We start from the raw sequence: 20,950 nt of genomic DNA, 5'->3' as shown, positions 1-20,950 counted from the left end.
ATGGCAGGGCAGATGTCATTTTCACCATCAGTGGTGATATTTGAACCATTCTCATAATTAACTTGCAATTCTCTGCCGTTATGGCCTAATTGTGCGATTATTAATTAACCCAAGTAGACTATGAGAAAATCGATATTTTACATGATGGTTTCTGTGCTGTTTTTTGCTGCATGCCAGCCTAAAGAAGTCAAAAAAAGCCTCAATGACCTCGCCATAGCATATGTGCGTCTGGGACTTGAAATTGGAGCATATGATCCGGTATTTGTAGATGCATACTACGGACCTGATTCGCTAAAGTTCAGGGGTCAGGTAGCAGATACATTTCCTCACGAAGCGCTCAGGGCAAGAGTATCCGAATTGAAAGCTAATCTGGATGCCATAGCCAGCGAATCAACGTCTCCCGAGGAAGCTGTCATGCGTGCCAACTGGATTTCTTCGCAGTTAACTGCTTTCGATAGGCGAATCAGAATTGTAGCGGAGGATTACGGGACATTTGACGAAGAGGCGGAGGATCTCTTTGGTGTGAAGATCCCAAGTTATGACTCTGCACATTTCATTGCTCTTATCGATGATCTTGACAAAACACTGCCGGGAGAAGGCTCTTTGCAAGAGAGAGAAAAAGCGCTGACTGCTAGATTTGCCATTCCAAAAGAGCGAATGGATACCGTATTTCAGGTGGCCATCGAAGCAGCCAGAAAAATAACCCAGGAAAGATTTGACCTTCCGCCAGAAGAAACTTTTACCTTGGAGTATGTACAGGACAAGACCTGGAGTGGATACAATTGGTATCAGGGAGGATATAAAAGTTTAATTCAAATCAATACCGATCACCCAATTCTTGTGGATCGAGTGATTGACCTGGCTTGTCACGAGGGATATCCGGGGCATCACGTGTATAATATGATGTTGGAGAAGAATTTATACGTAGATAAAGGATGGGTGGAAATTTCATTGTATCCACTATTTAGTCCACAGTCGTTGATCGCAGAAGGCAGTGCAAATTTTGGCATCGATATGGCTTTTCCAGGAGAAAAGTTCGATGAATTTGCTAAAGAAGTTCTTATTCCTTTGGCTGGATTGGATACTGCAGGTTCGGGCGCTTACTTCAAGTATATCACAATCAAAGAAAAACTGAATTATGCACGTAATGAAGCAGCCAGGGGAATAGTCAACGGATCTATGAGCCAGGAAGAGATCAATCACTGGCTGGAGGACTATGCTTTGATAACGACATCTGTCCCTTTCATCAAGAAATACAGGACCTATGTGGTCAACTATAATTATGGCAAGGACTTGGTTAAGGACTATATCGAATCACAGTCGGAGACGACTGATGATCGCTGGGTGCCTCTGGGTCAGCTACTCAGCAACCCAGTGATTCCCAAAGATATGTTGCCTAAAAAGGAATAATTATCGATTATTAATATATTACGAGTCAGGCAATTGATGGGGCCTGACTTTTTGTTTATTAATTCAATTTACAATGAAAATAATAATAGTAGGTGGACATGGTGCCATCGGGCGCCGAGTGGTGGATGTACTAGCCAAAAAACATGATATCGTTACAGCCAGTCGATCCAAAGGAAATGTAAACGTAGATTTGGTTGATATTGAGTCCATTAGAGAATTATATGAGACCGTAGAGGAATTTGATGCTGTGATTAGTATTGCCGGAGAAGCTAAATGGGCTGCTATGAAGGATATGAAAGAAGGTGACTACTATGTAGGCATAAGAAGCAAATTAATGGGGCAAGTCAACCTGGTAAGGATTGGAATGGAGTATATCAAACCCAATGGCTCGTTCACCCTTACAACTGGAATATTGGCTGACCATCCTGTTGATCTCACTACCAGTGCCGCGATGGTGAATGGAGGCATCCATAGCTTTGTGAAGGCTGCAGCTCTTGAAATGACCAATGGAGTCCGGATCAATGCAGTTTCTTCTGGTTTGGTAGAAGACGCAGTAGAAAAGTATCAAGACTTTTTTCCAGGCCACAATGCAATTCCAATGAGAAAGGTGGTCAATGGCTATATCAGAAGCCTGGAAGGAAAAGGGAACGGCGAGATTATCCGCATGTATGATAGTTTTTAGTCCAAGGATATTGTAAGGACCTTTCGTAAATGTCCAAAGCACTGACATATGTTTCAGTTAAGTATTCTAATACCTAGTTTTGCACATTGGTACGGTATTTGAAATGAGTGCCGTATTCGACGCTTAATTAAAATTTAGAATTATGAAAACTGTTTTTTGTAAAACCCTGGCCTTCTCATTGGTGCTTATGGCGCTGGTACACTTGTCATATGCAGAAGCACCTAAAAGAAACTCACTTCTTTTCCTGGAAATTGATGACTGGGTAGAAGTTTATGTTGATGGAAAAAAGGTTTTTACAAAGGCTGCCTCTGGTGGGGACCTGAATGAAGAAGTCGAGTTTGACCTTAATCCTCACATTGCAGGAAAAGTTGATCCTATAGTCGAAATAAAATTGATTAACGCAAAATGTCATACTTGCGAATCTGGTAACGGCTGGAAGGTTGAATTTGAAGTTTTTCAGGAAGACGAATCAGTTGACTACATCATTGAGGAAGGAGACAGCATGGGAGGAAACGTAGTGTTTACCATTGAGTATGAGTGGGGCTACATTTAGTCACTGACGTGGAACATAAACGACTTTCTTTGTGTCAAAGAAATCTTCATCAAAATAGGAAGGGAGCTCAAACAATTTAAATCTCAGTTTGGACTCTTTGAGTTCCTCTGACAAATCTCCTCCCTTTAGATACAAAATACCATTTTGGAGTTCATGACTGGACTCCTTTTTTATTTTTCCCTTGGTCCATGAGTAGAATGGTTTCATCCGAGTAACAGCTCTGCTAACAATAAAGTCGAATTGGCCTTTTATTTCTTCCACCCGAGTGTGTATGCCTTTCACATTATTTAGCTCAAGGGCGTTTGCTACCTCATTTACCACTCGAACTTTTTTGCCTATGCTATCTACCAGAACAAATTCTGTTTCTGGAAAAAGAATGGCAAGTGGTATGCCGGGAAATCCCCCACCTGTGCCTATATCAAGTATATGAGAGCCTGGTAGAAATGACTGTACCTTGGCTATACCCAACGAATGCAGCACATGACGCAAGTACAGTTCATCAATATCTTTTCGGGAAACTACGTTAATTTTGGAATTCCAATCTGCATACAGGGGCATGAGCCGAGCGAACTGCTCAGTTTGGTTTGAGTCTAAGTCAGGAAAGTATTTGAATACAATATCTTCGTTCATGTTTGCCATCAGGCAAAACTACTCACATCGTTTTTTCTAATTGGGCTAGATGTGCTTCTTTTTGTCTTTTACCAAATCGTACATCAACTCGCGAGCCCTATGCAATTGAGCTTTGACCGTCCCTAAAGGAGCATCAAGCGTTTTTGCGATTTCGTCATAAGACAATTCATCAAAATACCTGAGTCTTACCAGTCGCTGATATTTGGGAGGCAGTTTCGATACAAACATTCTCACCAATTCAATTTTTTGCCCCTTGATGGTTTCCTCCTGCGGGTTCAGATTTTTGTCTTCAACATCAATAGTTACAGATTCGCCACCGTCATCAGTAAAAGAAGTATTCAGGCTGAACGTGTTCAGTTTTTTCTTTCTGATAAAGTCGATAGTATTATTGGTAGCTATTCGAAAAAGCCAGGTACTAAACGTGTAGTCTTTCTTGAACTTGTGGAGATTCTTAAATGCTTTGGCAAAAGCCTCGATGGTCAAATCCTCCGCATCATCAGTATTTCTGATCATCTTAAGAATCATGTGATATACGGGTCTTTTATATCGCTCCATGAGCTCGGCAAAAGCCTGTTCGTCCCCTTCATTCACCGCATGATCTATGAGTTTAAAATCCTTAAGTGCTTTATCTGAGAATTGTTTTTTTATTTCTTCCATCTAACCTTCTTAGTCAATAACGCAATTATGCCAAATATAGATGCATATCCTGCGTACAAAATGTCCATCAGGGGTACAAGCCAAATGTTCATACGATAACCGAACTTTTTGGATGTCAAATTGACCAAAATGGTAACAAATACCATTCTAAAAATTAACATCCCGGCTGGAATGAGATAGTTATTGGTTTGTACGGCTAAAATAGTCAAAGCCAACCAAAAAACTAGGTTTGCGAAATTTTGTAGGCCAAGTAGAAACTTATCTTTGATTCGGTAGTATTTGCTTACTGACCAATGACGGATTTTTTGTCGAATGTATTCGCTCCAGGTTGCTTTTGGGATAGAGTAAGTAAGGGAATCGGATCCGATAACCACCCTGGTGTTATTTTTATTTGCCCTTTCATTGATTAATAGATCATCGTCACCACCTACGATGTGTTGTATTGTGCTAAAACCCTTGTGCTCCAAAAATGAAGACTTTCGATAAGCCAGATTTCGCCCCACACCCATATAAGGGTTGCCTGCTAGTGCAAAGCCTACATAGTTCATTGCGGTCCATTGCGTTTCGAACTGAATAAAATGACCTAATAAGCCAGAGCTTTTGCTATAAGGTGATAGACCTAATACGTACTCTGTTTTTTTAACAAAATTTCCGGTCATTTCAGAGATCCACTGAACAGAGGCCGGTACGCAGTCAGCGTCTGTCAACAAAACAATATCATTGACGGCTGCTTTTATTCCTAAAGTCAAAGCGAACTTTTTTGCATTGATGTGATCGTGCACACGATCTACTCTAACAAATTTGAGTTGCTCTGATTGAGCTTCCAGTAAGTAATCATAAGTACCATCATCAGATCTGTCATCCACAATGATTACTTCAAAGTTCGAATGCTCCTGTTCTAAAAGTAATGGTATGAGTTTCTTTAGATTAGTGAGTTCGTTATGTGCGCATACAATAACAGAAACGGGATGATTCTTTTTTGGCTTTGTCCTGTAACTCAGGATCTTGATCAACAAGACTGTCCAATAAATAATTAATATCCCGAGGGAAACTGACACTACCAATACTACTGAATACTCCATTAAAACTGATTGTTAAAAAAGGGATGCAAAGATATGAGTCTCGGTGAAAAGATTATTTTATAAATCAACCTATTTTTGCCGACAAGATGAATTTTCAATTACTTCAAACGGATTCAAAGTCCAAAGCCAGGGCAGGCAAGGTCATTACCGATCATGGCGAAATCGAAACCCCAATATTTATGCCCGTAGGTACTGCCGGTACCGTCAAGGCCCTTCACCAGAGAGAACTCAAGGAAGATGTCAAGGCTGAAATAATATTGGGCAATACATACCATTTGTACCTACGTCCGGGATTGGAGGTTATAGAGTCAGCTGGTGGTCTGCACAAATTCAATGGATGGGATAGCCCCATGCTTACCGATAGTGGAGGATATCAGGTGTATTCATTGAAGGACAGAAGAAAAATTACAGAAGAAGGGGTGAAATTTCAGTCCCACATTGATGGCTCACGCCATCATTTCACCCCTGAAAATGTCATGGACATCCAACGTGTCATTGGAGCTGACATTATCATGGCGTTCGATGAATGTACGCCATATCCGTGTGATAAGCCATATGCAAAGAATTCCATGGAGATGACGCACAGATGGCTCAAGCGTTGCTGTGATCGGTTTGATGAGACTGAGCCAAAGTACGGTTATAGTCAGACACTTTTCCCAATCGTACAAGGCAGCACTTATCACGACCTGAGAACTCAATCGGCCGAAACCATCGCTTCTTTTGAAAGAGAAGGGAATGCAATAGGGGGGTTGTCGGTAGGAGAACCAGCAGAAATGATGTATGAATCTACCGATCTGGTCTGCAATATATTGCCCAAGGATAAGCCGAGATATCTGATGGGAGTAGGGACGCCAAGCAATATTATTGAGTGTATTGCTTTAGGCGTAGATATGTTTGACTGTGTACTGCCTACTCGAAACGCTCGACATGGGATGCTATATACATCAGAGGGGATAATAAATATCAAGAATGAGAAGTGGGAGAAGGACTTTTCCCCCATAGACTCTAATTTGGCAGGTTATGTGGATATGAACTATTCAAAGGCTTACCTAAGGCATCTTATTCGAACAGGCGAAATGCTTGGAGCTCAAATTGCAAGTATTCACAACTTGTCATTTTATTTATGGCTGGTAAAAGAGGCAAGGGCACATATTTTGCAAGGTGATTTTGCTGCATGGAAAAATGCTATATTGCCCAAACTTTCTACCCGACTTTAAGCAATAATTGGTGAAACTGCTCGATAAGTACATACTGTCAAAATTTCTCAAAACCTATGTTTTCGTAGTTGGCCTATTGGTCATTGTTATCATGGTGATAGACTTTACGGAGAAAAATGAGAAGTACATAAAAAATGAGGTGCCAGCGGATGCGATTATCCAATATTATCTCGCTTTTGCACCTTGGATAGCCAATTTAATTTCTCCAATTACTGTTTTCATTACAACGGTATTGGTGACATCAGGAATGGCTGTCAAAACAGAAATTGTTGCTATACTGTCTGGCGGTGTGAGTTTTAGAAGAATGCTGGTGCCCTATCTGATGGGCGCATGTTTGATTGCATCTGTGAGCTTCTATGTGAATGGCTGGTTAATTCCCAATTCAAATAAATTTAGAATTGCATTCGAAATTGAGCATCTGAAGAAACCATTCTATTTCAATGAAAGAGATATTCATCTGAAAATAGCAGATGATGACTATATATATATTCAGCGCTATAACAATCGTACCGAAACGGCCTATAGGGTAACCATGGAAAGAATTGTCGACAACAGGTTAGAGGCCAAACTATTTGCTAAAAAAATGACCTGGGATGATTCGCTGAAAACCTGGCATTTTAGACATTGGGAATTGCGGGAGATTAAGAACTTTGCTGAAAGATTTACACGAGGAGAAGATTTGGATTCAGCAGTAAATATCTCTCCTGACGATTTTGACACCAAGTATCAACTTAACGCCACTATGAATATGGGCGAACTGGAAGAATATATAGCTTTGTTGAAATCACGTGGATCGAGTGAAGTAGGACTGTATGAAATTGAGAAGTATATTCGCTACATGCTCCCATTCACAGCCATTATTTTGACTTTGATGGGCGTTTCCGTTTCAGCGGAGAAATCAACCAGAGGAGGAGCTGGATTTAAGATTGCACTGGGTTTTGTGATTGCATTTGTGTTTATCCTGCTCTTCGTTTTGGTAAAAGCTATTGCCGAAGCAGGATCTATGCATCCCATTCTGGCTATATGGATTCCAAATATTGTAGGCCTGGTTGCTGCACTCGTGATGTACAGGTTTGTGCCTAAATAGAATTTGCAATCGAGCCCATGTCTGTGAATAAAACGCCTTCGTTACTAAACGCCTATCTTCAACTTCACTTCATTGTGTTCATATGGGGGTTTACCGCTATTCTGGGTAAGTTGATAGAAATACCGTCTGTGGAAATCGTGTTTTACCGAACATTACTGGCTAGCATCGGTTTGTACATTCTGCTCAAATGGCGTAAAATCTCAACCCATGTACCAAGAAAACAGTTATGGGCAATCTTAGGAACAGGTTTCCTCATAGCGGTACATTGGATTCTTTTCTTCCTTGCGGCCCGAATTTCAAATGTATCTGTTTGCCTGGCCGGAATGGCGACTGCTTCCCTTTGGACCAGTTTTATTGATCCGATTGTCAATAAACGAAAAGTAAGATTTTATGAGCCACTAGTGGCAATTGTTTCTGTTATCGGAATTGTGATTGTTTTTCAGTCTACCATTGATGCCGCCATTGGCTTTTTAGTAGCGATAGCTGCCGCCCTTTTGTCCGCTGTTTTTACAGTGATCAACGGAAAGTTGGTGGCCAAACAAAATCATTTCACTATCACTTATTACGAAATGGTAGGAGCCTGCCTGACAATCGTGATTTTTTCCCCAATTTATGGCTATTGGTTTACCGAGGATGGTTTGTCATTGGCATTAACGACTAATGACTTTATCTATCTTCTTATCCTGAGTTTGGTCTGTACTGTTTACGCATATTCTATTGCAGTCAAACTGATGCATCACTTAACCGCTTTTGCTATTAATCTTACAATCAACCTGGAGCCGGTTTATGGGATTACGGTTGCTGTATTTTTGTTTGGCAGTGAAGAAAAAATGGACGGTAGTTTTTACTGGGGTACACTGATCATAGTGCTGTCGGTGATTATGTATCCACTCTTAAGAAGATATTTTGAAGGGAAAAATATTAAGCGAGATATTGTGCGCTGAAACCTTTAATTCCTGAGAAATACGATAATTTTTTTCATTTGTCGAAGAAAACAGCCAATTCGTCGATGAAAAAGTTTGATTCCTCCAAAAGTTTTAATAATTTAGAACTACAAAATTCCAAAAATCAGACTGACCTAATTCAGTTTATGAAACCATCCCACCCAGGATGGTTTTATTTTTGTTCCTCCTCCTCTAAAATTCCTACTTCAATAAACGAAGGTGCAATTCCTGATCTGCCTACGAAATGTTTGGCTTTTACAAAGTCATCAGATTTAGCCTCAAAAATATTTTCGACATAAGTCTGTGGATTGATATCTACCAACGGAAACCATGAGCTCTGTACTTGAATCATAATCTGATGACCCTTTTTGAAGGTATGAAGAACGTCTTGCAACGGAAGTTGAATGACCTCCTGTTTTTTTGGCACGAAAGGCTTGGGGTACTCGTAACTATCTCTAAACCGACCTCTCATTACTTCGCTTCGCACCATCTGATGGTACCTGCTCATCGATTGCTTAGGCTGATGTGGAAAGGGGGGATGGCTACTGGGGTAAACGTCAATCAGTTTTACGATCCAGTCGGCTGCGGTTTGATCTGTTTTGATTACCAAATTGGCCATAATGGGGCCTGCCATATTTAAGTCTTTTTCAAGTGGTGCAGAGAGGTAATACAATACATCAGGCCGATCGTTGACAAAACTCTGGTCATCTGTCATATAAGGCTTTGGCATGCCATTATCTTTGTATCCGATAAATGGTACCGGGTTGGCAGGGTCACTCTCAAAAATATCAGTACCAAATTCATTGTCACCAGGAGGTGTTCGAGACAGTCTTTTTTTAACTTTAAAATAAAATTTCACTTTTTCGATGTCTCTGGGAGGCCATTCATCAAATGTTTTCCATACATTAGTGCCGGTTTGAAACATATAAGCTTCGGGCAGTTCATTTTCTCCTTTACCTTTTAGATGATAGGAAAAAAATGGATAGATAATTTCATTGTTATAAAACTCTGAGGTTTTAGCACCAAAATGGATGTTGCCCAAGTAGTCTCCATCGGTGCGTCTCCATCCGCCATGACTCCAAGGTCCCATGACTAGAGCGTTGGTGATTGCAGGATTGTTTTTCTCCACCTCTTCATAGATTTTCAATGGACCATAGAGGTCTTCGGCATCGTACCATCCCCCAACTGTGAGTACAGCACATTTTACATTTTTGAGATGCGGTAGAAGGTTTCTGTCTTGCCAAAATTGATCATAATTCGGGTGAGTCACTATCTCATTCCAGAAATTTACGCTATCTCCTAAGTACTTTTGATTAGCCAGAGAGAGCGGGGTCATTTCCTTAAAAAAACCGTAACCATCTTTTGTTCCGTGTCTAAACCTTGGATTTTTTATTTTGGTCAATTCTCGACGAGGCAACCCGAAGCTGGAGAAAAAATTGAACGTGTGAGGTAAAAAGAAAGCACCATGGTGATGAAAATCGTCGAAAAACCAATCGGCAATAGGAGCCTGTGGTGAAACAGCAACTAGCGCTGGATGTGAGTTGATCATTCCCGCCGCGGTATAGAATCCAGGATAGGAGATTCCCCATTGTCCGACTTTCCCGTTGTGATTTTCAATATTAGCGAGCAGCCATTCTATGGTATCGAAAGTATCAGTACTTTCGTTGGTACTTCGCTTGTGCGGGGTCATATTTACAAAGTTACCCTCAGACATAAATTTGCCCCGAACATCTTGATAGACAAAAATGTATTTATCTCTTGTCATACGCATATTCGGCCCTAAGTCAATCTTAAACCTCTGCTCTCCATAGGGTTGGACCGAATAAGGTGTACGATACATGATTATTGGGTAGGCTTCTTCACGATCTTTTGGTGTGTAGATGGCCGTAAAGAGCTTGGTGCCATCACGCATGGGGATATAAACCTCTTTCTTGTCATAATTATTATATACGAAAAGTGAGTCCTCTTCTGCCGTAAATGGTACGTAGGTTTCTTTTTCAGAACCACACGTTGAAAACAAAAGTAGAATTAAGATCCAGAAGGTTATATTTTTATTTGTAGATATTGTCATCATATTTATGCTAAATATATTTTCCCAAGATACCACCCGCAACCGGCCGCTGCAAGCCCCAGTACCAGGCTAAGTGAAATATATAAAATGGCCGAACTTATGCTGTTTGTTAAGAGCAGATCGATGTTTTCGACGCTAAAGGTAGAAAATGTTGTAAAGCCACCACAAAATCCGGATGTGAGCAAGACGTAGTAGGAACGGTCCATTTTGCCTACAAAATGAAAAAGGAACCCGAGTAAAAAGGAGCCCAGAATATTTACTACCAATGTCCCTATGGGAGCAATTCCAGGCGTGCTTTTCAACATCCATTGTGAAATCAAAAACCTCAAGACACTACCGATCATGCCTCCAAGGCCTACAAAAAACGCTAATCTGATCATTTCTGAAGCCGCTTAAATTTCTTCTTCATATAAGTAAGTGTCCTGTCATACTCCGTATTTTCCTGTTTGCTGAGGGCTAACTTTCTTCCTGAAGTCAATACAATATTAAGCTCTTCGTACAATCCGCCATAAGTCTTGATACTGGTATGAAACCAATGGTCTATTTCCTTTCCTGTAAAAGTATATTTTTGAAATTTGAATGGGAATCGAATTTCGAACCTCTCTTTAGAGATTTTGAACACTTTTAGTGTAATCAGAATTTTCATGAGTACCAATAGTCCAACAGGACCTGATGTGTAAACCAACACATACCACCAGGTCCGGTCTGTGACAGATTGGATTTGTACTAATCCATAGACGAATAGACCCAGAGCCATCGCAATAAAAAGCCCTACTGAAAAGAGGGTTCCAACTTTTGGTTTGGAAATGATCATTTGATTTTTATTTGATCAGTAAAATTATGGATATGGGTTAATATTTCTTCAAAAAAGCGCTGAAATTCATCTTCAAATCTCGCATAGTCGTCAGTTAGATTCTTGACAGCTTTTTCCATTCCCGAATCAAAAGACGTTCTACGGGCCATTCCGCTTAGTGCAAATTGAATGCCCTCCAAAAACTGGTAATTATATAGCCAATCTCCAGACTCCATATACTTAAGCAAGTAGCTACATCTTTCAGGAAGGAACTGTTCGTTGTCATTTAAGAGTTTGTAATACCTGGTGCAGAAATCTTTTAATCCCTCATTGGAATAATCTGACCAGTTTTTGGACAAAAAATGATCGTAGTACACATCCATAATCACACCTGCATAGTGCCGGTACTCTTTCGCAAGCCTTCTCTTTCCATCCAGGAAAATTGGATGTGAATCCGCATAGCTATCGATTTCACGATGAATTAAAATGCCATTTTTCACTCCCTCTGGGTACTCCAAATATTTTTTACCTTTCACGAAGTCTGCGATGAAATTACCAATAGCAATAGAATCGTCGTCAAACGACAAGTAAAGGTGAGATAGATAGTTCATTCGAATATAATATAGGGCTTTTCTCCTGATTTCTTATATTTGTTAAAACCAAAACCAGCAGCATATGGCAAAGTCTCATCTTAATATTTTGGTACAATTGGCGAAAGTCGACGGTATCGTGGTTCAGGAAGAAGTAGATCTCATTAACGAAGTGGGCAAGGCTAATGGGATGACCGAAGAGGAGATAGCATCCTGCTTTGACGTAGAGTTGCCCATAGGAGACCTGTCTGATTTAAGCGACGATGAAAAGTATGATCTGATTTACTCCATTGTACAATTGATGAAAATTGATGGCAAGTTGTACAATGAGGAGATTAAATTTTGCGCGAAGATGTCTGCTAAACTTGGGTATGAAGAGGATGTGTTATTCGAATTAATGCTCAAGATTTATGCCGACCCAGACCTTTGCGCGGATAAAGAATCATTAAAAAAACATATTCAAGAATTTCTTATTCCCTGATTGCGAGATAAGATAGGAGTGATCCTTTAGGTCAACTATTTCAATCCCTAAATCTAGTGCTTCAATTTTTAGTCTAGACGAGTACTCTCTCTTGTTCGAATTGTCAAGAATAATCTTGTCGCATGTCACAGTTTGAGACAACTGAGCCAATGATTCAAAAGATTGATTGGCAATTACCACTATATCGGCTTTTAGTGGGTAAGAAATTTGGTTGGAATCAAAAGGCTGAATGAAATAAAGAATCTTTTTCTTATGTAAGACCTGAATTTTGGCAAAGTCCGAAAGCCCGTTATCAATGTGAAATACTGAATCAGGGTAAGGAAGAAAATGTCGTAGCCTGAAGGGTGCGATTCTTTTCTGATAGACTTTAGCGTCTTTGATAGAATCAAGTGTGAAAAGTTTAGCACTGAGGCCAGTCACCTGATCAACTAGCTGGTCCTTATTGATAGAATAGAACAACAATTCCTTTTTGTTCGATTGCTCAATAAGTCTGATTGATCGGTCGAGAGTGATTCCCAGTGCACTGCATATGATCAACCACATGTAATATGACTTTTTTGAAGATAATAGAGCCAGAAAAGCTACCATTAGTGCATAGATTAGGATCACCTGCAAGGGAGAAATAAATACCCGTTCAATCACACTACCATCTAAAATTTGTATTTGTTGTACAAACAAATTGAGACCAAAAGCGGTATGTTCCAGCAGCCATCCAATCCAATCAAACCATGAACCAATGACAATCAAGCCAATACCTAATATCATCACGATGAAAGCCGCAGGAATCACAATCAGATTAGTGAGTAAGAAATAGCTTGGGAATTGATGAAAATAATATAACCCCAAAGGAAAAGTGGCTAATTGAGCTGCAAGAGAGACACATGTAAGTTGCCAGACCCATTTACCGAACCAATTTGTAACATTCCATACAGAAGAGATTTTAGGATATAGGTAAAGAATACCGGCTACGGCCAAAAAGGACAACTGAAAGCCAACATCAAACAAGAAGAGGGGATTGAATAGAAGTAGGACAAAGGCGGCAAATGCAAGGGAATTGCAGGCATGCGTTCTTCTGTTCAGAATCTTTGAGATGAGAATAATTGAAAACATCGAAACGGCACGTAGAATGGATGGAGAGAAGCCCGTTAAAACGGCATAAATCCATAAGGCAGAGATTGAGGCTACTGGCGCAATAACACGTTGGGACTTTCCTGAGGGCAGAAGCTTAAATAGCCAATTAAGAATAAAGCACACAATAGAAACATGTAGCCCAGAAACGGCCAGTACATGCATGGCTCCGGCCGAAGCGTAAGCGCTTTTGATCTCATGGTCAAGTTGCCCTTTGATACCCAAGAGCAATGCCATGACTACAGCTTGTTCATTTGAATCATGAATATCCTCAGTTATAATTTGCTCAAATCGTGATCTGATTTGGTATATGACCTTCATTAAACCATTACCATTATCAGAGGATATTAAATGTATTTGGTCTTGATATACAAAGTGTTGCAAGAAGATACTCCGATTGGCCATATAGGCGCTGAAGTCAAATTCATGAGGGTTACGTGGCGAACGAATCGGCCCTGGAGTGCCTTCTATTCTGATTTTGTCACCATATTTCAGGCCCGAGGGATAGCTATCTGATCTTTTTACGTACAGCAGTAACTTAGTAGGAGATTGTAAGATCGCCGAATCCTTAATGCCCGTGTTGACCTCAACCTCGTGTATGATGTATTTTTCTTTGTGAATTGGAAATGACGAAATAGTACCGACATATGCCTCACATTCGGTCCAGTCGGAATTGGGATTGCTTTGACTGCTTGACAGACTATGGGATTGCATATGAGAAAATCCAATAATGAAAGTTGTAGTCAATAATAGATTGCCCCAAACTGTATTTGAAATACGATTTAGCGTCAACTTTCCCAGGGAAATAGCAATGAATAGGGACAAAGGGAGAAAAGGGTTGATTTGTATTAAATCAGCGGGGTTCGAATATCTGGCCATAAAAATGCCAGCGATAAACGCGAATAAAATTCTTAGAAAAGGGTAATTCGTCCAATACAACATTTCTATGATAATCTAGGAATGTTGTTGGCCTAATTTAGCTAATCAAATGAGATTATGGCGAAGGAATTAAGAATTTTCTTCTTTATCGTATGCTTCGATAATGGATCGAACCAGTTTGTGACGAATTACATCTTTTCCGTCTAGTTCAACGAAACCTATGCCTTTGACACTTTTTAGAATTTTTAGTGATTCTGCCAAACCGGATTTCTGTTTAATCGGCAGATCTATTTGGGTCATGTCACCAGTTACGATGACTTTTGAATTAGGCCCCATTCTCGTCAAAAACATTTTGATCTGCATGGGAGTTGTATTCTGGGCCTCATCAAGCAGTATAAAGGCATCGTTTAATGTACGACCACGCATATAGGCGAGTGGAGCAATTTCGATGACTCCATTTTCCATGTAGTATCTCAGCTTTTCTCCCGGAACCATATCGTGGAGGGCATCATAGATAGGTCTTAAATAGGGATCAATTTTTTCCTTTAAATCTCCTGGTAGAAAACCTAAGTTTTCGCCAGCCTCTACAGCCGGACGTGTAATAATGATCTTTTTAACATCTCGGTCTTTAAGCGCCTTGACAGCCAGTGCGACAGAGATGTAGGTTTTGCCGGTACCGGCAGGTCCTATGGCAAAGACCAAATCTTTTTTTGTTACCGTTTCGACCAGCTTCTTCTGGTTTTTGGATTTAGGCGAAATTTTAAATCCTTTAGTACCATACACGAGTACATCACTCTCTCCATCAAGAAATTTATCCTCTTCCTGATTCAGATACGTCTTGATTTGATCATTGGTAATCTTGCCAAACTTGTGATAATGCTCTACCAATGAATTAAGAATTTCATTGATTTTGATGATTTCAGGTGAAGTACCTTGGATGCGAATTTCGTTACCGCGTGAAATAATCTTCGACTTGGGAAAAGCCGTAGCGATTTCATTGATGTTCTGGTTTTCTACACCCAAAAATTCAGTGAGTGGAATGTTCTCTAGGGTAATAATTTTTTCTACCAAATGAAGTATCTAATTTGCGGTCAAATTATATTTTTGTTAGACAAAATAAACAGATTTTCCAATAGCTTGTATGGCCATCGTTACATTTCTTTCTGATTTTGGACATTCCGATCATTACGTGGCAGCAGTGAAGGCGAGTATATTGAAAGAAAATCCTAATATTAATATTGTAGATATTTCTCATGATATCTCTGTCGGAGACATTGGGCATGCCGCCTACGTTTTAGATGCCATATTTAGAGATTTCCCGGAAGGTACTGTACATGTAATTGCCGTATCCAATACAGTCAACCGAAATGCGAAAAACGTTGCCGTTAAGCTAGAAAATCACATCTTTATTGGAGAAGATTCTGGATTGATTTCTTTGCTGAGCGAAGATAGGCCAGCAGCTATCGTGGATATCAATGGTGTAAAGCCGGTTCGGTCGCCCTTTATTGCTAAGACACTTTATGGTCCGTTGGCCGGAAAAGTAGCTAGCGGTAAGGATATTCAGGATTTTGGCAAGCGACTCGACGAGCTTGAACGCTTGATGCCTACACGAGCCAAAGCCACAAAAAAACAGATAGCAGGAAACATTGTTAGAATTGACCATTATGGCAATCTGATTACCAATATTATGAAAACAGATTTTGATGCCATTTGGAAAATCAATGACAAGTTCCCTTATGTAGTGAATTTCAGGAGAGAAAAGGTGCTTCAACTTCACAATCACTACTCAGATGTAGGCTCAGGTGAGTGTTTTGTCATTTTTAACTCTAAGGGCAGGTTGCAAATCGGGATCAATCAGGGAAGGGGTGCCGAATTGCTGGGTCTGATGGTAGGGGACCAGGTGTTTATAGACTTTACTTTAGAAACATGATTATACGTGTAGTAAGAATGACATTCAGAGAAGATGCGATAGACGATTTCCTCCAGATCTTTGATAAGAGTAAGGAAAAAATACGCGCTTTTGAAGGTTGCAATCACTTACAGTTGCTGAGCGATGCTCATGCCCCTAATGTTTACTCCACCTACAGTATATGGAACAACGAAGATGGGCTCAACGCCTATAGAGATTCTGACTTATTTGGACAAGTGTGGCCGGAAACAAAGAGGCTTTTTGCTGCTTCCCCGGTAGCACATTCATACCATCAGAAAATAAAATTGGACTGATATCTCTTCGGTATATTGACTTCTTGAAAATCTTTGGATATGTTTGCATCCCTTTTGAAAGAGAGGATACCAGACCGCAACTTTTTACGAGTAAAAAGTTGACCAAAATGCCCAGGTGGCGGAACTGGTAGACGCGCTAGACTCAAACTCTAGTGGCTTCGGCCGTGCCGGTTCGATTCCGGCCCTGGGTACATCAAGTCCCTGATAATCGATTGATTGTTAGGGGCTTTTTCTATTAAGGTCATACATATTTATTTCTGTTTTTGATTGGTCAACAGAGTGGCTGTAATTAAAAAGTTACTTTAAGTAACTTCAATTTTTTTCGCCCGGTCTAAGCCGTATGAGAGTCATTCGCATGATTCTCACCCGCTGAAAAAAATTGGAAAAGCTTCATGATTTGTTTTTTATGCGACAAAACTTTTTATTTGCTATAGTTAGCACTTTAACCAACCAATCCCATGTCCAAACAACACACCAAGTCCGTGCCCTCAATTCTTGAGTCAAACGACAAATTGAATCAATCCATATTGTTTAACTACAGCAGTGTACTCCAGAGGCTTAGTCACTAACTTTTCTATTTCTAAATTTTTCTTAACCTCAAGTCATTCATAGTTAACTCTCATTAAAGTTTTCTTGGAATGCCAGGGGTAGTTTGAATTATTTAGAACTATTACTTCAGATTTAGCTTCTTCCCAAAGTAGCTGAGGATTCTATTCGATTAACATCAGGAATAAACATTATTGAATTTTAGACAATATGAAATACCATCAAAAAATTAATCTAATGATATATGGTAAAGCCCTTGCGTTCTTTATTATTCTTTTTATTTCATTAAGCAATAATTGTTATTCGCAAATTCCAAAAAAGACTTTGCTTATAGATGACCGGGATCTTATAGATGATGGAGATGAACCAATACCTACTAGGTTATTCCCTCCAACAGCTCCATCCGTATCCAATCAATGTGGTAAATCCGTTTTGACTCGCGGCAATCCTCCTGCAGGAGTGACCTGGTATTGGCAAAGCAGTAGTTCAGGAACAAGTACTAGTTCATCCTCTGTATCAATAACAAGAACGTCGGGTTCAGTATATTATATAAGAGCAAGGAGCATTAGCACGGGAGCTTGGTCTTTACCCAGAACTGTTAGCTATTCGATAAAAAGTAAACCATCTACTCCATCAACACCATCAGTTTCCAACCAATGCGGTAAGTCTGTTCTGACCCGCGGTACGCCTCCATCAGGCGTGACCTGGTATTGGCAAAGTAGTTCAACAGGAACAAGTACGAGCAACTCTGCAACCTCCTTAACACGTACATCAGGTAACAGATATTACCTGAGAGCAAGGAATAATTCTACCTTATGTTGGTCCTCTGCTCGAAGCATAAGCTATGCCATAAAAAGTAAGCCATCTACACCTTCAACACCCTTGGTTTCCAATCAATGTGGCAAGTCAGTACTGAACAGAAGTTCGCCTCCATCAGGTGTGACCTGGTATTGGCAGAGTAGTTCATCAGGGACAAGTACGAGCAATTCTGCAACCTCCTTAACACGTACATCAGGTACCAGATATTACCTGAGAGCAAGGAATAATTCTACCTTATGTTGGTCCTCTGCTCGAAGCGTAAGCTATGCCATAAAAAGTAAACCATCTACCCCATCAACCCCATCGGTTTCCAACCAATGTGGTAAATCTGTTCTGACCCGCGGTACGCCTCCGTCAGGTGTGACCTGGTATTGGCAAAGTAGTTCAACGGGAACAAGTACGAGCAACTCTGCAACCTCCTTAACACGTACATCAGGTAACAGATATTACCTGAGAGCAAGGAATAATTCTACTTTATGCTGGTCCTCTGCTCGAAGCGTAAGCTATGCCATAAAAAGTAAGCCATCTACACCTTCAACACCGTCAGTTTCTGTTCAATGCGGAAAAGTTGTGCTTTCCCGTGGAACACCTCCATCAGGCGTTACCTGGTACTGGCAAAGTAGTTCATCAGGAACAAGTACAGGTAATTCGGCAGCATCAATAAATCGTACATCAGGTAGTACGTATTATTTGAGAGCACGAAACAATTCTACATTGTGCTGGTCCTCTTCCCGAAGTGTAGGTTATACTTTGCCAGTTGCAATGCCTACGCCAATTCTTAGTGGGACTACAAAAAATTGTGGGTCTACAAAAATTACGATTAAACCAATTTTAACGCCAAAGACACTTACAGAAAAATCGCTTATTGAGGACGAATCCATAACACCAGAACCTTTAGTTGGATCGTATACCCTGTATTGGCAAACCAGTTCCACAGGTACCAGCACTTCAACTTCGGGGTTGACGTCGACTCGAACCTCCGGGACCAAAGTATATGCCCGTTGGAGAAATAGTAGTAATTGCTGGGGCCCTGCTCTAACGATTAATTATACTGTGAATACGGCCCCAACTACTCCAGCTACACCAACAGTTTCCAACCAATGCGGTAAGTCTGTATTGACTCGTGGAACACCTCCATCAGGCGTTACATGGTATTGGCAAAGTAGTTCATCTGGAACAAGTACTAGCAATTCATCTACTATATTGAATCGTACTTCAGGTACTAAATATTACTTGAGAGCAAGGAATAATACTACCTTATGTTGGTCTTCCATCAGAACTGTGAACTATGCTGTTAAGAGTGTGCCATCTACACCTTCGGCACCTTTGGTTTCCAATCAATGTGGCAAATCAGTACTGACTAGAAGTACGCCTCCATCAGGTGTAACCTGGTATTGGCAAAGTAGTTCATCAGGTACGAGCACAAGCAGTTCTGCCACTACTTTAACACGTACATCGGGAAGTAAATATTATCTGAGAGCCAGAAACAATTCTACTTCATGCTGGTCCTCTGCTCGAAGCGTTAGTTATGCCATAATAAGTAAGCCATCTACTCCAGCGACACCTTTGGTTTCAAACCAATGTGGTAAGTCTGTATTGACTCGTGGAGCTCCGCCTTCAGGTGTGACCTGGTATTGGCAAAGTAGTTCGTCGGGAACAAGTACAAGTAATTCTGCAGCTTCGATAAATCGTACATCAGGTAGTACCTATTATTTGAGAGCAAAACATAATATTACTTCATGCTGGTCCTCTGCCCGAAGTGTAAGCTATGCCATAAAAAGTAAGCCATCTACACCTTCAACCCCGTCAGTCTCTGTTCAATGCGGAAAAGTTGTGCTCACTCGTGTAACACCTCCATCAGGTGTGACCTGGTATTGGCAAAGTAGTTCATCAGGAACAAGTACGAGTAGTTCGGCAACTTCTATAAACCGTACTTCAGGCAGCAGTTATTATTTGAGAGCCAGAAACAATACTACTTTGTGTTGGTCCTCTTCCCGAAGTGTAAGTTATACCTTGCCTGCTGCAATACCTACTCCAGTGCTTAGCGGAACAACTAATAATTGTGGCTCTACTCTGATCACCATTAGACCGAGCTTAACATTAATAAATAATTCACCAGTTGAAGAGGATTTGATTATACCGGAAAATCCATCTGAAGTGTATACCCTGTATTGGCAAACCAGTTCCACAGGTACCAGCACTTCAACTTCGGGGTTGACGTCGACTCGAACCTCCGGGACCAAAGTATATGCCCGTTGGAGAAATAGTAGTAATTGCTGGGGCCCTGCTCTGACGGTTAATTATACTGTGAATACTGCCCCTACTACTCCAGCTACACCAACAGTTTCCAACCAATGTGGAAAGTCTGTATTGACTCGAGGCACACCTCCATCAGGTATTACCTGGTATTGGCAAAGTAGTTCATCCGGGAAAAGTACAAGCAATTCATCTACTACATTGAATCGTACTTCTGGAACTAAATATTACTTGAGAGCAAGGAATAATACTACCTTATGCTGGTCTTCTGCTCGAAGTATGAGCTATGCAATCAAAAGTGTACCTGCTACACCCCCTGTACCCACTACGCTGGTGGTATGTGAAGGCAATACACTCACGCGAGCCAATCCACCGTCGAATCATACCTACTATTGGCAAAGTAGTACATCTGGAACGAGTACGAGCAGTTCAGCCAAATCGATTACCAGGACATCGGGATCTAAGTATTATCTACGATCAAAGAATACAGTTACGGGTTGTTGGTCATCGGCAAGCACGGTAACCTATACTTTACCGGCAGGCATACCTTCTCCTGTGATTAGTTCTATAATCAACAATTGTGGCAGTACGACTTTGTCGGCAGCCATTAGGATCTTACCTGAAGAAGAATTGATTAAAGAAGACGATATTATTCCTCTGCCTACAGTGGCAGGTTTCACGTTGTATTGGCAGTCCAGTGCAAGTGGGACGAGTCTTTCCGAATCAGGGCTATCCACTACCAGAACCTCCGGGACTAAGGTATATGCCCGTTGGAGAAACAGCAGCAATTGCTGGGGGCCTGCTACGGAGGTAACTTATAGTGTGACACCTGTACCAGCGACACCACCTTCAGCTACAGTTTCTAATCAATGTGGGAAGTCTGTCCTGACGCGTAGTGCGCC

Annotated in this window: 19 protein-coding genes and 1 tRNA gene; 11 read left to right on the top strand and 9 right to left on the bottom strand. The window is 40.8% G+C overall.

What is annotated here, in order from left to right:
- The first annotated feature begins 120 nt into the window (after positions 1-120).
- The 3 genes from ABJD64_RS13920 to ABJD64_RS13910 all read left to right on the top strand — a co-directional run bounded on the left by ABJD64_RS13920 (position 121) and on the right by ABJD64_RS13910 (position 2,645).
- A complete protein-coding gene (locus ABJD64_RS13920; protein ID WP_348182494.1) occupies positions 121-1,410 on the top strand; it encodes a hypothetical protein in 1,290 nt (429 codons plus the stop codon).
- 73 nt (positions 1,411-1,483) lie between these two features.
- Complete coding sequence (locus ABJD64_RS13915) at positions 1,484-2,092, top strand: short chain dehydrogenase (RefSeq protein ID WP_348182493.1); 609 nt, start codon at positions 1,484-1,486, stop codon at positions 2,090-2,092.
- A 142-nt stretch (positions 2,093-2,234) separates the two neighbouring features.
- Complete coding sequence (locus ABJD64_RS13910) at positions 2,235-2,645, top strand: hypothetical protein (RefSeq protein WP_348182491.1); 411 nt, start codon at positions 2,235-2,237, stop codon at positions 2,643-2,645.
- On the opposite strand, the gene rsmG is transcribed toward ABJD64_RS13910, so the two are convergent.
- The 3 genes from rsmG to ABJD64_RS13895 are packed head-to-tail and all read right to left on the bottom strand — an operon-like array spanning position 2,646 to position 5,014.
- Complete coding sequence (gene rsmG / locus ABJD64_RS13905) at positions 2,646-3,275, bottom strand: 16S rRNA (guanine(527)-N(7))-methyltransferase RsmG (RefSeq protein ID WP_348182490.1); 630 nt, start codon at positions 3,273-3,275, stop codon at positions 2,646-2,648.
- Positions 3,276-3,320: 45 nt separating this feature from the next.
- Positions 3,321-3,932, bottom strand: coding sequence for a sigma-70 family RNA polymerase sigma factor (locus ABJD64_RS13900; protein WP_348182488.1), 612 nt, complete (start codon positions 3,930-3,932; stop codon positions 3,321-3,323).
- Positions 3,920-5,014, bottom strand: coding sequence for a glycosyltransferase (locus tag ABJD64_RS13895; RefSeq protein WP_348182486.1), 1,095 nt, complete (start codon positions 5,012-5,014; stop codon positions 3,920-3,922). The genes ABJD64_RS13900 and ABJD64_RS13895 overlap by 13 nt, the downstream gene beginning before the upstream one ends.
- An 86-nt stretch (positions 5,015-5,100) precedes the next feature.
- On the opposite strand from ABJD64_RS13895, the gene tgt reads away from it, so the two are divergent.
- The 3 genes from tgt to ABJD64_RS13880 are packed head-to-tail and all read left to right on the top strand — an operon-like array spanning position 5,101 to position 8,262.
- Positions 5,101-6,231, top strand: coding sequence for a tRNA guanosine(34) transglycosylase Tgt (gene tgt, locus ABJD64_RS13890; RefSeq protein ID WP_348182485.1), 1,131 nt, complete (start codon positions 5,101-5,103; stop codon positions 6,229-6,231).
- Positions 6,232-6,241: 10 nt separating this feature from the next.
- Positions 6,242-7,318, top strand: coding sequence for an LptF/LptG family permease (locus ABJD64_RS13885; protein ID WP_348182483.1), 1,077 nt, complete (start codon positions 6,242-6,244; stop codon positions 7,316-7,318).
- Between the two features lie 17 nt (positions 7,319-7,335).
- Positions 7,336-8,262 carry a DMT family transporter gene (locus ABJD64_RS13880; RefSeq protein WP_348182481.1) on the top strand — a complete coding sequence of 309 codons (927 nt, stop codon included), beginning with the start codon at positions 7,336-7,338 and terminating at the stop codon, positions 8,260-8,262.
- A 172-nt stretch (positions 8,263-8,434) separates the two neighbouring features.
- On the opposite strand, the gene ABJD64_RS13875 is transcribed toward ABJD64_RS13880, so the two are convergent.
- The 4 genes from ABJD64_RS13875 to ABJD64_RS13860 are packed head-to-tail and all read right to left on the bottom strand — an operon-like array spanning position 8,435 to position 11,737.
- Entirely contained in the window at positions 8,435-10,336 is a 1,902-nt protein-coding gene (locus tag ABJD64_RS13875; protein WP_348182479.1) for a CocE/NonD family hydrolase, read from the bottom strand.
- Positions 10,337-10,338: 2 nt separating this feature from the next.
- Positions 10,339-10,713 (bottom strand): fluoride efflux transporter CrcB, encoded by a 375-nt coding sequence (gene crcB / locus ABJD64_RS13870; protein WP_348182477.1) that lies wholly within the window; start codon positions 10,711-10,713, stop codon positions 10,339-10,341.
- Positions 10,710-11,147, bottom strand: a complete 438-nt coding sequence (locus ABJD64_RS13865) for a hypothetical protein (RefSeq protein WP_348182476.1) — start codon at positions 11,145-11,147, stop codon at positions 10,710-10,712. Before ABJD64_RS13865 ends, crcB begins: the two co-directional genes overlap by 4 nt.
- Positions 11,144-11,737, bottom strand: coding sequence for an ACP phosphodiesterase (locus tag ABJD64_RS13860; RefSeq protein WP_348182474.1), 594 nt, complete (start codon positions 11,735-11,737; stop codon positions 11,144-11,146). Before ABJD64_RS13860 ends, ABJD64_RS13865 begins: the two co-directional genes overlap by 4 nt.
- Before the next feature lie 64 nt (positions 11,738-11,801).
- Between ABJD64_RS13860 and ABJD64_RS13855 the strand changes: the two genes are divergently transcribed.
- The gene (locus tag ABJD64_RS13855; RefSeq protein ID WP_348182471.1) at positions 11,802-12,197 is read left to right on the top strand and encodes a TerB family tellurite resistance protein; all 396 of its coding nucleotides are present in this window, start codon (positions 11,802-11,804) and stop codon (positions 12,195-12,197) included.
- Here the strand turns inward: ABJD64_RS13855 and ABJD64_RS13850 are convergent.
- Positions 12,162-14,204 (bottom strand): ComEC/Rec2 family competence protein, encoded by a 2,043-nt coding sequence (locus tag ABJD64_RS13850; RefSeq protein ID WP_348182468.1) that lies wholly within the window; start codon positions 14,202-14,204, stop codon positions 12,162-12,164. The two genes, ABJD64_RS13855 and ABJD64_RS13850, sit on opposite strands and share 36 nt — an antisense overlap.
- 129 nt (positions 14,205-14,333) lie before the next feature.
- A complete protein-coding gene (locus ABJD64_RS13845; protein WP_348182466.1) occupies positions 14,334-15,275 on the bottom strand; it encodes a PhoH family protein in 942 nt (313 codons plus the stop codon).
- A 70-nt stretch (positions 15,276-15,345) separates the two neighbouring features.
- On the opposite strand from ABJD64_RS13845, the gene ABJD64_RS13840 reads away from it, so the two are divergent.
- The 4 genes from ABJD64_RS13840 to ABJD64_RS13825 all read left to right on the top strand — a co-directional run.
- A complete protein-coding gene (locus ABJD64_RS13840) occupies positions 15,346-16,134 on the top strand; it encodes an SAM-dependent chlorinase/fluorinase (protein WP_348182463.1) in 789 nt (262 codons plus the stop codon).
- Positions 16,131-16,427, top strand: a complete 297-nt coding sequence (locus ABJD64_RS13835; protein ID WP_348182459.1) for an antibiotic biosynthesis monooxygenase family protein — start codon at positions 16,131-16,133, stop codon at positions 16,425-16,427. The genes ABJD64_RS13840 and ABJD64_RS13835 overlap by 4 nt, the downstream gene beginning before the upstream one ends.
- Positions 16,428-16,536: 109 nt before the next feature.
- Positions 16,537-16,618 (top strand) — tRNA-Leu (locus ABJD64_RS13830).
- Between the two features lie 592 nt (positions 16,619-17,210).
- Positions 17,211-20,950, top strand: a 3,740-nt coding sequence (locus ABJD64_RS13825) for a hypothetical protein (RefSeq protein ID WP_348208201.1), incomplete at its 3' end; no start/stop codon positions are given.

The sequence above is a fragment of the Reichenbachiella sp. genome (genome assembly GCF_039944555.1).
Classification (GTDB): Bacteria; Bacteroidota; Bacteroidia; order Cytophagales; family Cyclobacteriaceae; genus Reichenbachiella.
The sequence above is the reverse complement of the archived record's forward strand: the minus strand, read 5'-3'. Positions and strand labels throughout refer to the sequence as shown.